Annotated in this window: 8 protein-coding genes and 1 tRNA gene; 3 read left to right on the forward strand and 6 right to left on the reverse strand. The window is 71.7% G+C overall.

Features of this window, described 5'->3' with window-relative positions:
• Window positions 1-73: 73 nt before the first annotated feature.
• Window positions 74-865, forward strand: coding sequence for a DeoR/GlpR family DNA-binding transcription regulator (locus AB0I04_RS47910; RefSeq protein WP_360901026.1), 792 nt, complete (start codon window positions 74-76; stop codon window positions 863-865).
• 13 nt (window positions 866-878) lie between these two features.
• Here the strand turns inward: AB0I04_RS47910 and AB0I04_RS47915 are convergent, their stop codons facing one another.
• The 6 genes from AB0I04_RS47915 to AB0I04_RS47940 all read right to left on the reverse strand — a co-directional run bounded on the left by AB0I04_RS47915 (window position 879) and on the right by AB0I04_RS47940 (window position 10996).
• Window positions 879-3239, reverse strand: a complete 2361-nt coding sequence (locus AB0I04_RS47915; protein ID WP_360901029.1) for a GMC family oxidoreductase — start codon at window positions 3237-3239, stop codon at window positions 879-881.
• On the reverse strand, window positions 3236-4330 hold the full coding sequence (locus AB0I04_RS47920; protein ID WP_360901032.1) for an alpha/beta hydrolase: 1095 nt from the start codon (window positions 4328-4330) through the stop codon (window positions 3236-3238). Before AB0I04_RS47920 ends, AB0I04_RS47915 begins: the two co-directional genes overlap by 4 nt.
• Before the next feature lie 94 nt (window positions 4331-4424).
• Window positions 4425-7328, reverse strand: coding sequence for an AAA family ATPase (locus AB0I04_RS47925; RefSeq protein WP_360901035.1), 2904 nt, complete (start codon window positions 7326-7328; stop codon window positions 4425-4427).
• A gap of 451 nt (window positions 7329-7779) precedes the next feature.
• Window positions 7780-8235, reverse strand: coding sequence for an ATP-binding protein (locus AB0I04_RS47930; RefSeq protein WP_360901038.1), 456 nt, complete (start codon window positions 8233-8235; stop codon window positions 7780-7782).
• Window positions 8236-8435: 200 nt separating this feature from the next.
• Window positions 8436-9110 (reverse strand): response regulator, encoded by a 675-nt coding sequence (locus AB0I04_RS47935; RefSeq protein WP_360901041.1) that lies wholly within the window; start codon window positions 9108-9110, stop codon window positions 8436-8438.
• A complete protein-coding gene (locus AB0I04_RS47940; RefSeq protein ID WP_360901044.1) occupies window positions 9107-10996 on the reverse strand; it encodes an ATP-binding protein in 1890 nt (629 codons plus the stop codon). The genes AB0I04_RS47935 and AB0I04_RS47940 overlap by 4 nt, the downstream gene beginning before the upstream one ends.
• Before the next feature lie 132 nt (window positions 10997-11128).
• Between AB0I04_RS47940 and AB0I04_RS47945 the strand changes: the two genes are divergently transcribed.
• Window positions 11129-12523 (forward strand): cation:dicarboxylase symporter family transporter, encoded by a 1395-nt coding sequence (locus AB0I04_RS47945; protein WP_360901047.1) that lies wholly within the window; start codon window positions 11129-11131, stop codon window positions 12521-12523.
• Window positions 12524-12622: 99 nt separating this feature from the next.
• Window positions 12623-12696 (forward strand) — tRNA-Ile (locus AB0I04_RS47950).
• The last annotated feature ends 212 nt before the right edge of the window (window positions 12697-12908 follow it).

Consider the following 12908-nt stretch of genomic DNA (forward strand, 5'->3'; position numbering starts at 1 on the left):
ACGCGTCGCACTCGCCCCCCGATTTCGCGTCGTCGCCTGTGAACTTACAACATCTGATTGTTAGGATCGCCTCATGACCAAGGACGGTGACAGCGTCCGTAGCGGGCCCGCCAAGCGGCAGGCGGCCATCGCCGACCATGTCCTCTCGCATGGCTCGGCGACCGCGGCGGACCTGGCCGAGCGGTTCCGCGTGAGCCTGATGACGATCCACCGCGACCTGGACGAGCTCGAGCGCCAGGGCGTGGTCCGGAAGTTCCGGGGCGGGGTCACCGCGCAGCCGTCCGGGGTGTTCGAGAGCAACGTCGCGTACCGCATGAAGTCGATGCAGGCGCAGAAGGACGCGATCGCCGAGCGGGCCGTCCGGCTGATCGAGCCGGGGATGGCGGTCATGCTCGACGACTCGACCACGGCGCTGGCCGTGGCCCGCCGGCTCGAGGGGATCACCCCGCTCACGGTCGTCACCAACTTCCTCGAGGCGATCAACCTGCTCGCCAAGGTGCGTGACATCCGCCTCATGGCCCTGGGTGGCGACTACGACCCCCTGCACGACTCCTTCCTCGGGGTCTCCTGTGTCGACGCCATCGAGGCGCTCCACGTCGACCTGTGCTTCGTCTCCACCTCTGCGGTGGCGGGCGGGTTCGCCTACCACCAGGAGCAGCACATCGTCTCGGTGAAGCGGGCGATGCTGGACGCCGGCGCGCGCAACGTCCTCCTGATCGACCATACGAAGCTGGGCCGGGTGGCGTTGCACCGGTTGGCGCCGCTCAGCGCGTTCGACCAGGTGATCGTGGACGACGGCGCGTCCCCCGAGGCCGTACGCGACCTGGACGAGCACAAGGTCGCGTACGAGATCGCGACCCTGTGACCAGCAATCGGTGTTAACTCACCATCTTCGGGCGATAGATGTCCCACAGCTCGCTGAGGAAGAACCCGCCGAAGCGCTCCAGGGCGGCCAGGCCGTCCGGTCCCTCCGTGCGGAAGGTGGTGAGTTGCCGGGCGAAGTCGTCCAGGCCCAGGCGCAGGATGCCCGCGCCCGCGATCGGCGCGTCGTCGTCCCCGCCCTCGGGCACGTGTCCCTCGAAGATCCGGAAGAACAGCGTCGTGGTGTCCGGCCAGACGCGCGAGGCCGGCCGGTGCCGGATGTCCTTCCACCCAGAGAGGGTGCGGGGCCGGTCCTCCGCATCGGTGAAGTGCAGCCGATACCGCATGAGCCTGCGGTCCGGCGCACCTCCCGGACAGAACAAGTTGAACCAGCCCCGCTGGACATGACACCGGCCCCCGCAGACAGCGGCGTCAATCCATCCCTCGGCCCGTGCCGTGTGGTCGGGCTCTTCCAGGAAGCGGTCCACGTCGTCGACGGTGATCGTGAGCCGGAACCCGAGCTTCTGCCCGTGCTCCCGCCCCGACTGCTCCCCCGCCCCGGGAGCGTGCACGCCTTCGGCGAAGAACCCCTTCATCTCCTCAGTGAACGACAGCGACGTGCGCTGGGAGGCACCCCTGCGAACCTCCGCAGTGCCCGCCGTGCCGTTCACCGCCCCTCCGACCGGGCGCTCCGCACGCGGGCGCCCGGCGTTCTCCAGCAGCCGCGTGCTCATCCGGTCGGACAGCGCCGCGATCGTCAGCGATGGGTTCGGCCCGACCGCGCCGGGCAGGGCCGCCCCGTCCGCGATGTACAGGCCGGGGAAGCCGTACACCTCTCCGTACGGATCGCAGACCCCCTCGTCCGCGTGACGTCCCATCGGCGCCCCGCCGCACGGGTGCACCGTGATGATCCGCTTGCGGAACCAGATCGGGTTGTCGGCGTACGAGGCGCCGAGCACGGCGGCGATGCGCTTCATCGTGGAGCGCAGCCGGTCGAAGTACTCCTCGCTGGTCTTCGTCGTCCAGTCGGCGTCCAGCTTGCCGCCCCGCAGGCGCAGCACGCCGTCCGGGACGTCACGGCCCATGCCGAGCAGCGGCAGTGAGCTCACCGACAACGCCCCGTCGCCGATCAGCTCCGACAGCTCGCCGGACAGGTTGGTGCCGGGCGCACGGGAGATGAACGCGACGAACCGCTCGAACGCCAGCCGGACCGCCCGCGCGACCTCGTGCGTGACGTCGGCCTCCTCGACCATCCAGTCGACGAACGCCGGGTAGCCGCCGTCCTCGATGTACGCGCCGCGCCCCGCGCCCGGCACGCCGTCGACCTCGTCGGGGAGCCGGATCGCGCTGGTGATCGTGGGGCCACGGCTGGCGTCGAGCGGACGGATCCGGGCCCGGTCCTTGGCCCGCATCAGGAAGGTGAGCAGGTCGCCGTTGCCGGAGAACCGGGTGCCGAGCGCCTCGCTCAGTCCCGGGAACTTGGCCTGGTCGCGCAGCAGGAGGTACGTCGAGCCGTACGCCCCCGCCGCCAGGATGAGGCGGTCGCAGGAGATGGTCCGCAGCGTCACCTTGCGGGCCTTCTCCAGCGGGTCGTGGTGGGCGTAGTCGACCTCGTAGCCGCCCTCCGGGCGCGGCCGGATCCCGCGCACCTCGTGCAGCGTGCGCAGGTCCGCGCCGTGCCGCTGCGCTGCGGAGAGGTAGGTGTGGTCGAGGCTGTTCTTGGCTCCGTCGTTGCAGCCCAGATAGCACTCGCCGCACAGCCGGCAGCTGCGGCGCTCCACACCGTGCAGGTTGCCGTACGGCGGGTCGGCGATCGGCAGCCCGAGCCCGGGCTCGGCCCCCGGTCTCGACGCGAAGCTGACCGCCAGTGACGGCAGCTGCCAGTCGAGCCCGAGCTCGGCCGCCGCATCCTGCATCGCGTGGGCCTTGGCGGTGTCGGAGTAGGCCGGATGGTCGAGCGGGTAGGGCGTGCCCCCGAGCATGCCCTCGACCGCGTCGTAGTGCGGATCCAGGTCCTCCCTGGTCATCGGCCAGCTTTCGTACCCGCCGTCCGGGAGCGCCTGCTCCTTGACGAACCACTCCTCGTCCTTGCGCAGCAGGACGTTCGCGTAGATCAGCGAGCCGCCCCCGAGGCCACTGGAGACGACCGAGTCGAATCCCCGGAATCCCCAGACGTCGTACAGCCCGTACAGCCCCTCCGACGGGTCCCAGAAGGCGCGGCTCATCTGCGCCGGCGTCCGGGCGAAGGTGCCGGGAGGGTACTCCTGGCCGCGCTCCAGCACGACGACCGACAGGCCCGCCTCGGCCAGCCGATAAGCGGCGACGGCTCCGCCGAACCCGGAGCCGACCACCACGACATCGGTGTGTTCGCTGGTCATGAGGCCTGCCGTTTCAGGAAGTCGAGGATCTTCGGAAAGACGTCGACGTGTGCGTTCTTGCCGATGAAGGGATCGATGTGGCCGTAGCCGGGGAGGGAGGCGAACTCCTGCAGCCCGGGCCGGACCCGCTCGAGCGCCTCGTGGCAGGCGGCGTTCGCGCCGGGGAAGACGTGGTTGACATCACCCGACAGCAGGAGGACCGGCGTGGTGACCTCGCCCGCGCGCGACAGGTAGGCGTCGGGCAGGTCGGCGTGACGCGGGTCGCCCGGGTCGTACTTGACGACCTGACCGGCCGACACCATCTTGCGGATGTGCCGGAAGTAGTGGACCCCCGTCGGGCCGAGCAGGTCCGCGATGCGCTCGTGGGTGACCGGCAGCAGGTTCTCGTGCTCGTACAGGGCCGGATGGCCGCTGCCCCACATGAAACTGATCATGTGGCAGTCGCGCACGCCGCACTCCCGGTGGAACAGCGACACGAGACGGGAGACCATCCAGCCGCGCGTGAGGAGCGGGGCCTCGCCGAAGCGGGAGTCCATGTACGGCAGCCCGATGACGTACTCGGACAGGCCGGGGCCGGCCACGAGCTTGCACCGCGACCAGGTGGGCACGCGCGGGGTCAGCGAGACGCTGTTGCTCACGAAGCTCGCGACGCCGTCGAGGGCGCCGCCGAACAGGCTCATCGAGAACGACATCGATCCGAGGCAGTGCGCGACCACGTGCACCCGCCGGTCGCCGACGTGCCGGCGCAGCTCCCGCAGGGCGGCCGGGTGATCCCAGGCCGCGATGTCGTCCAGCGTGTAGCGGTGCGTCTCGGCGTCGTACGGAAACCGGGAGCTCATCCGGAAGTCGAGCGCCCAGACGTCGGTGAACCCGTTGTCCAGCAGGGTGTTCACCAGATTCCGGTGCTCGGGCATGATGAACATGTCGATGGAGGCCGTGAGGCCGTGCAGCAGCAGCACGACGTCGTCGCAGTCGCCGCGCCGAAAGCGTGTCAGGTTGAGCCCGAGACCGTCGTCCGTCGCGAACGGGTGCACGGACACCTCGGCGTCGGACACACCCTCGAGGGTGTACCGCGCCGGGATATGTTCCATGATTTTTTCCACCTCCCTGCCTCCGCGCCCCACAATGGCAGTCAGAGGGGTGCGTGCAGCATCGTGGTAAACCCTGATTCCCTACGACGGGGGACTACGGGTTCTGGTTCAGCGCGCTGACGATACCGACGCGCGAGGACACTCCGAGCTTGGCGAAGATGTGCGACAGGTGCGTCTCGACCGTCCGGATGCTGAGGAAGAGGCGCTCGGCGATCTGCTGGTTCGTGCACCCCTCCGCGACCAGGGTCGCCACCTCGAACTCCCGACGGGACAGTCCGTGCGGGCCGGCCGACCGGCCGGTCGCGCCCGGCACGCGCACGCCGACCTTGCGCTGCGCCCGGACGGCCTGGGCGTGGAGGGTACGGGCGCCGCACTCGGCGAAGGTCTCCGCGGCGGAGCTGAGCTCGGCCCGGGCCTGGGCGCGTTCGCCGGCCGCCGTGTAGGCGATCCCGGCGCGGAGCCTGGCCCGCCCGGCCTGGATCCGCATACCTCCCTCGTCGAGGATGGCGGCCGCCGCCTGGGCCTGCTCGGCCGCCACGCTCGGATCGGAGGTCGCCAGCGCGTGCGCGCGGGCGAGCATGGCGAAACCGCCGTTCGTCTCCAGGCCGGGCCGGGCGAGCAGGTCGGCGCGGTCCGCCCACTCCGTGGCCTCCCGGGGCCGCCCCCGTGTGGCCTCGACGTCGGCGAGCGTCTCGCAGCAGGCCATGAGCGTGCCGGGATCGAGCCGGGGATCGCTGATGTCGCCGCAGGCGGCGAGGAGCTGCTCGGCACCCTCGTCCAGGCGCCCGGCGTGGATCAGCGCCATTCCCCGCGCGTACAGGGCCATGGCGGCCCACCACTCCCCGCGGCCGAGCCCGAGGCCGGCGAGCTCCTCACCGAGCCGCAGGGCGGTTTCGTGGTCGCCGGACCAGCTCGCCGCCAGGCACTGCTGCGTCATCGCGAAGCCCAGCGACTCGTTGGAGCGCAGGAGACGGGCCACTTCCGAGCCCTCCTCGGCCGCGGCCGCCGCCTCCTCCAGCCGTCCGAGCATCGTCAGCGTCCGCGCCTGGCCGGCCATGATGTGCGGCAGCATCGAGCTCTGCCCGGTGGTGCGGGCCACCGTCAGGAACCGGCCGAAGTGCTGGAGGGCGTCGGCGTACCGGCCCATCATCAGCTCCAGCCAGCCCAGCCAGATGTCCGTGTCGAGCCAGTCGGCGAGGTGGTCGTCCGGCGCGGCCGCCATCAGCCCGGCGGTCACCGTCGCGTAGCCGGCGGCGTCGTCGATGCGACCCGCGGCGTAGGCGGGCATCGGGCGTACGGCGGCGACCGCCAGCACGAGGCTGGGCTCCCAGCCGTCGGCGTTCTCCGGCATCAGGTCCAGCACGGCCTGCGCGGCGCGGAAGTCGCTGCGCATCAGGCTCTCGGTCACCAGTCGTACGCGCAGCTCGACGGCTGCCGGGGCCTGAGTGTCGGGAATCCGCCGGAGCTCATCGAGGAGGAGCGCGCGGGCCTCGTGCGGGCGGTCGAGCTGGCGTTCCATGATGCCGCACAGCCGGGCCGCCCGGGCGCGGCGTCCGAAGTCGTCGGGCGGCAGCAGGCGCAGCAGCTCCCGCGCGGTGTCCCTGCCCTCGGTGATCCGGCCGCTGACCGCCTGCGCGCGGGCGAGCTCCAGCAGCAGCTCCAGCCTCATGTCAACGGTGTCCGGAACGAGCCGGAGCGCCTCCTGCAGCCAGTGCGCGGCGGTCGCGGGGGCCTGCGCCGCGACCGTACGGGCCGCCTCGACGAGCGTGGCGATGGCGGCCTGATCGCCGATCCGGGCGGAACGCTCGACGTGTGGGGCCCGTGCGGTCGCCGGGGCGCGCAGGTCCGCGAGCCGGGCGGCGATCCGGGCGTGCACGGCGTGGCGCCAGCCCGCCGCCGCCGACTCGTAGGCCGCGTGCCGGACGAGCGGATGCCGGAACCGGAACCGGCCCGGCGCCGCCGGCCGTACGACGTCACGTGCGACCAGCTCGTTGATCGCCTCCAGCGTGAGATCTTCGGACGTATCGGCGGTCACCGCGACAAGGCCGGGTTCGAACTCGTCGGCGACGACGGCGGCCGCCTGCGCGACGCGCAGCGCGGTGGCGGACAGACCGCTCAACTCCATGCCGAGGGCCGCGCGTACGGCGGGCGGAAGCTCGCCGATCTCGGTCTGCTCACCGCTGCCGTCGAGCGTCCCGAGGCCCGTCCCCATGCGGGCGAGCGCGTCGAGGTAGAACGGGTTACCTCCGCTGGCCTCGTACAGCGCCCTGCGGCGCGCCCGGTTGATCTGCGGGCCGAGGAGCTCGCCGACCTCCGCCTCGCTGAGCGGGTTCACCGGGATCCGGCCCGCGATCTCCATCAGCGCGGCGAGCCTGGGCGACGCCTGGGCGGGCCGGTAGGCCACGGCCGCCAGCATCCGCCCGCGCGGCGGATGGCGCGCCAGGTGGTCGAGCAGCTCGACCGTCGACTCGTCCGCCCAGTGCACATCGTCGAGAATGAGCACGAGCCCGTCGGGCCCGGCGAGCTCCTCCAGCAGCAGCCGGACCGCGCGGTACAGGTGGTATCGACCGGTGGCGGGCACCAGTGTCTCGGCGTCGCCGGTCGCGGCGCCGGAGAGCGCGGGGAAGATGGTGGCCAGCAGGCCGGCCGCCGGTGCGCCGAGCCGGTCGGGCAGCTCCTTCGCGATCGTCTCCAGGCGGTCGTCCAGCGCGTCGAGCACGGCGCTGAACGGCATCTCCTCGAATTCGGTGGCCCGGCCGGACAGGACGGGCAGATCTCGCCGCCCGGCCTCGGCGGCCAACTCGTCGAGCAGCCGTGTCTTCCCCGCGCCGGGGTCACCGGCCACGCCCACGAACCGGAAGGTGCCGTCGGCGGCGGCCTGAAGGAGCTGCGTGAAGCCATCGAGGACGTCGCGGCGTCCGACCAGCGGGGGGTCGACGTCTCCCGTCATGCCCGCGGTCGACGATGCACCGGTCGCCCCGCCGACACGACGATCCATACCGTTTCCTTGAGGTGGCGGTGCTTCGCGGCCTGCTGCGGCCCAGCGGGCCGCCAGCGGCAGTTTACCGAGCCATGCCTTTTCGCGTCGTCGGCCTTGTCACGACCGGTGTTCGCGCAGCCGCACGTCGGAAGGGAGGTAATCAGATTGTTACTCGGGGAAGCATCCCGGGGCGGCCGTCGGAGGCCGGGGACGGACACGCCCGGTCGGATCGGTCGGCGGCCCGGTCCGGTAGGACGGGCCGGCTGGACAGGTCCGGTGGGAGGGGGCCGGCGGGCCGGTCCCGTGGATGGGCCGGCGGGGCCGGGCCGGGGAATGGGTCGGCGGGCCGGTCCCGTGGATGGGCCGGCGGGGCCGGGCCGGGGAATGGGTCGGCGGGCCGGTTCCGTGAGATCGGGGCACGGGCCGGTGAGGGCGGCCATCGCGGTGTGCCTCAGGCTGCGGGGACGGCTCAGGCTGCGGGGACGGCGAGGGCGGCCCATACCGCCTTGCCGACCCTGGGGAGGGGCGTCCAGCCCCACGTACGGCTGAGGGCGTCGATCACGTGGAGCCCGCGGCCGTTCTCGGCTATGTCGCAGGGGTCCCGCACCAGGGGTTCCTGGCGGCTGGCGTCCGCGACGACGCACACGACCAGTCCGGCGTGGCGGACCAGCGTCAGCCGGATCGGCCGGTCGTCGGCGGCCCCGAAGCCGACCGGGAGCCCGTAGCGCAGGGCGTTGGTGACCAGCTCCGATACGATGACGGTCGCGTCGTCCACCAGGTCCGCCAGTCCCCAGGCCCGCAAGGTCGCGACCGTGAACTCGCGTGCGATGCCGGGGGATGCGCCGGTGGCCCGCAGGGGGCACATGGCGTCCTGGAAAGACCCGAGGGCGGGGCCGTACGCCGCGAGCTGAGGCAGTACGTGCACACTGTCGCGCGTGAACGCCGCTGAGGGGGGATCCTCGGCGCGTTCTTGCCGCGTGGACGTACAGCTCGTGCGATATAGGGGCATCTGGGTGGCCTCCAGACGACTCGGGCATGCCGAGTGGGCTTGATCGGCTATCTTCCCTCGGAGCGCGTTCCGATGCAAGAACTGATGCACAATCAAATGCACGTGCAGATGCGCGGTCAGTGGGACCAGCGGTAGAGAAGCTCGGGGCGGCCCACCTGGCCGTACTGCGGAGTCCGGGCCGCCTGCCCCCCATCGACGAGGTACTCGAGGTACCGGCGGGCGGTGACCCGAGAGATGCCCGCGGCCGCGGCCACCGCACCGGCCGTCAGCCCCTCATCGGTACTACGCAGAGTGGCCGTCACCGTCTCCAGCGTCGACGCGCTCATCCCCTTGGGCAGCGCCGGACGGTCCGCGGTGCGCAGCGTGGCTAGCGCCCGGTCCACCTCGTTCTGGTCCGCCGCCTCCCCGGGCCGGGCGACCGTGGCGTGGAACTGCGCGTACCGCTCCAGCTTGGCGCGCAGCGTCGCGAAGGTGAACGGCTTGAGGAGGTACTGCACGACGCCGATCGAGACCGCCGAACGCACGGTCGTCAGGTCACGGGCCGACGTAACCGCGATCACGTCGGCCCGCGACCCCGCCGCGCGGAGCCGCCGGCACAGCTGGAGGCCGTGGCAGTCCGGGAGGAAGAAGTCCAGGAGAAGAAGGTCGGCCGGCCGGCGTTCCAGCGTCCGGAGGGCCTCCGCCCCGGAGTGCACGACTCCGACGACCGTGAACCCGGGCACCCGCTCGACGTACATCCGGTGCGCCTCCGCCGCGACCGGATCGTCCTCGACCACCAGAACGCTGATCACGCCGGCGCCTTCCGCGCTACCGGCAGCGTCACGGTGAACACCGCACCGACCTCACGGCCCACCTCGATCCGTCCCCCGTGCCGGGCGGTGACCTGGGCGACGAGGGCGAGCCCGAGCCCGCGCCCGGACGGGCGCTCCCCGTCCTTCGTCGACCAGCCGCGTTTGAAGATGTCCTCGACAGCGTCGGGGCCGACCCCGTGCCCGGTGTCGGCGACGCGGATGACCAGGTCGTCTCCTGTCGTACGGGCGGTGACGAAGACCTTGGACGAGGCGGCACCGGCGGCGGCGCCGTCGGTGGGAAGGCCGTCACCGATGGGGAAGCCGCCTCCGGTGGCGCCGTCGGCGGTCGGGGAGGCGGGGAAGGCGCCGGCGGCCGGAGCACCGCCGATGTGGGACGGAGGGACGCCGGCCGGTGGGGCGTCGCCGACGTGGGAGGGAGGGGTGTCGACGGGCGGAGCGTCGTCGGCGGGGGAGAGGGCGGTGTCGGCGGGAGAGGTGCCGGCGGGGGACGGGGAGGTGTCGGCGGGCGGGGCGTCGCCGGCGGCCTCCACGGCCGCGTCGACGGCGTTGTCGATCAGGTTGCCCAGGAGCGTCACCAGGTCACGGGAGCCGAGCGTCTCGGTGATCACCGTGTCGTCGATGCGCGTGTCGGGAGTGATGACCAGTTCGACCCCGCGTTCGTTCGCCTGCGCGGCCTTGCCGAGCAGCAGCGCGGCCAGCGTCGGCTCGGCCACCGCGTTCACGATCTGGTCGGCGAGACGCTGGGTCAGCTCCAGCTCGGCGGTGGCGAACTCGACCGCCTCATCCGGACGGCCCAGTTCGACCAGGGAGACGACGGTGTGCAGCCGATTGGCCGCCTCGTGCGCCTGCGACCGCAGCGACTCGGCGAACCCCCGCACCGAGTCCAGTTCGCCGCTCAGCTCCTGCAAGTCGGTGTGGTCCCGGAGCGTCACCACACTGCCCAGGTCCCGTGAGTCCGAGGTCACGGCCGACTTGTTCACCACGACGACGTGCTCGCGCGTCACGTGGATCTCGTCGACGCACGGTGCGGCGGAGGCGAGTGACGCCCGGAGGGTCTCCGGCAGGGCCAGCGTCTCCACCTCGCGCCCCTCCACGTCGTCGGGCAGCCGGAGCAGCTCGCGCGCCGCGCCGTTGGCCAGCGCCACCCGGGCGTGGGGATCGAGCAGCAGCAGCCCTTCCCGTACGGTGTGCAGGATCGCGTGGTGGTACTCGTACATGCGGCCCAGCTGCGTCGCGTCCATGCCATGGGTGTGGCGTCGCAGCCGCGCGTTGACCAGATAGGTGCCCGCGCCGCCGACGCCGAGCGCCAGCAGGGCGAGCAGGACCAGGGCGAGCAGCTGCTCCCGGACCTGCCGGTCGACGATCTGCACCGTGATGCCCGCGCTGACCAGCGCCACCACCCGATGCCTCGGGCCGAAGACCGGGGCCACCCTCCGGACCGACGGCCCGAGCGTCCCGGTGAAGGTCTCGGTGAAGGCGTGCCCGGCCTGCGCCTCCTCGATGTGGCCGAGGAAGGACTGCCCGATCAACTTCGGGTTGGGATGGGTGTATCGGATGCCCGCCGGACTCATGATCGTCACGAAGGCCACCCCGGTGTCCCGCCGCACCTGCTCGGCGTACGGCTGCAGCACCCGGGACGGATCCGGCCCCTCGGCGGCCGCGACGACGGCCGGTGAGTCGGCCACCCCTGCGGTGACGGCGGTCACCTGCCTCCGGGCGGCGTCCTCCGTGCGCCCGGCGGCGTACAGATAGGCGAGCACGGACCCGCCCGCGACCACCGTGGCCACCACGATGATCTGCATGACGAAGAGCCGGCTCGCCAGGCTTCGATGCCGCCGACCCGCAGGTCGGGAGACCCAACGCATGTACGCAAGTGTGCACTGTGCGTTGCGCTGGTGTGAACGGCGGTTTTCGTGAACGAAATGAACGTAACGGTGACTCGACCTCCGAACCTGCGCATAGTCCCTGGCAAATCCCCCCGAAATGAAGGAGCGGACATGGCTGCCGAGGCTGTGCGCCGGACACCCGGAGGACGTCGGGACCGTACCCATCTGCTCTACCTGATGGTGATCGCGGCGGTCATCGCCGGCATCATCGTCGGCTTCGCCGCGCCGAAGTTCGCCGTCGAGTTGAAGCCCATCGGGACCGGCTTCGTCAACCTCATCAAGATGATGATCACGCCGATCATCTTCTGCACCATCGTGCTCGGGGTGGGCTCGGTGGCCAAGGCGGCGAAGGTCGGTGCCGTGGGCGGGCTCGCGCTCGGCTACTTCCTCGTGATGTCCACCGTCGCCCTGGCGATCGGGCTCGTCGTCGGCAACGTCGTGCACCCCGGAGCGGGCATGCACCTGACCGCGGCGCTGAAGCAGGCCGGTCACGCGCAGGCGGTGACGGGCAAGGCCGAAGGCGGGGTCGACTTCCTGCTCGGCAGCATCCCCGACACCCTGCTCTCCGCCTTCACCTCGGGCCAGGTCCTGCAGACGCTGCTGATCGCCCTGCTCACCGGCTTCGCGGTGCAGTCCATGGGGCGGGCCGGAGCGCCGATCCTCCGCGGCGTCGAGCACCTCCAGCGGCTCGTCTTCCGCATCCTCTCGATCGTTCTGTGGGCCGCCCCGGTCGGTGCGTTCGGAGCGATCGCGGCGGTGGTCGGAGCCACCGGCGTCGACGCGCTCAAGAGCCTCGCGGAAGTCATGATCGCCTTCTACGTGACCTGCGGGCTGTTCGTGTTCGTCGTCCTCGGGGCGGTCCTCTGGCTCACGGCGCGGATCAACATATTCGCCCTGCTGCGCTACCTGGCCCGCGAGTTCCTGCTGATCTTCTCCACGTCCTCCTCGGACACCGCGCTCCCACGCCTGATCGCGAAGATGGAGCACCTCGGCGTCGACCGGTCCGTCGTCGGCATCACCGTGCCGACCGGGTACTCCTTCAACCTCGACGGCACCGCCATCTACCTCACGATGGCATCGCTGTTCATCGCCTCGGCCACCGGCGCACCGATGTCCATCGGCCAGCAGGTCGGCCTGCTCCTCTTCATGGTCGTCGCCTCCAAGGGCGCGGCCGGCGTCACCGGAGCCGGACTGGCCACCCTCGCCGGCGGCCTGCAGGCCCACCGGCCAGACCTCGTCGACGGCGTCGGCCTCATCGTCGGCATCGACCGCTTCATGTCCGAGGCCCGCGCCGTCACGAACTTCGCCGGCAACGCCGTCGCCACCGTGGTCATCGGAACATGGACCAAGGAGTTCGACCGCGACCGCGCCCGCGAGGTCCTCGCCGGGCGGTTCCCCTTCGACGAGACCACCCTCCTGGACGACGAGCCGCCCGCCGAAACCGGCACCGTCCCCGTCCCAGCGCCCGCCGCCGACACGGCGGCACCCGTACGCGCCGGAACCTGATCCCCTTCCCCCACCGGACGCCCGCGCGGCTCGAGAAGTGTCGAGTTGCGCGGGCGTCTGCGGGCAGGCAAGGTAGGGGGGCTTGATGCTCACCATTCGGGGGCGGTAGCTCAGCCGGTCAGAGCAGGGGACTCATAATCCCTTGGTCGTGGGTTCGAGTCCCACCCGCCCCACGGGGCGGCTTTGCCTGCTCGACGAGCTGTGCTCGTCTTCGCCGGGGCCCGCTATGCCGTCCGGGGGGACGACCCCCCGGACCCCCCGGTGCGGGGCTTCGCCCCGCCTGGTGGTGCCGACCGTCGCCGCGCTGGCCGCCACGCTCGCATTTCCTGCTTGCCGCCCTTTCGGGGTGGCTTCGCCGTTGGCCGCTATGCCTTCCGGGGGGCGA

This window comes from Actinoallomurus sp. NPDC050550, from assembly GCF_040655075.1.
GTDB lineage: Bacteria > Actinomycetota > Actinomycetes > Streptosporangiales > Streptosporangiaceae > Actinoallomurus.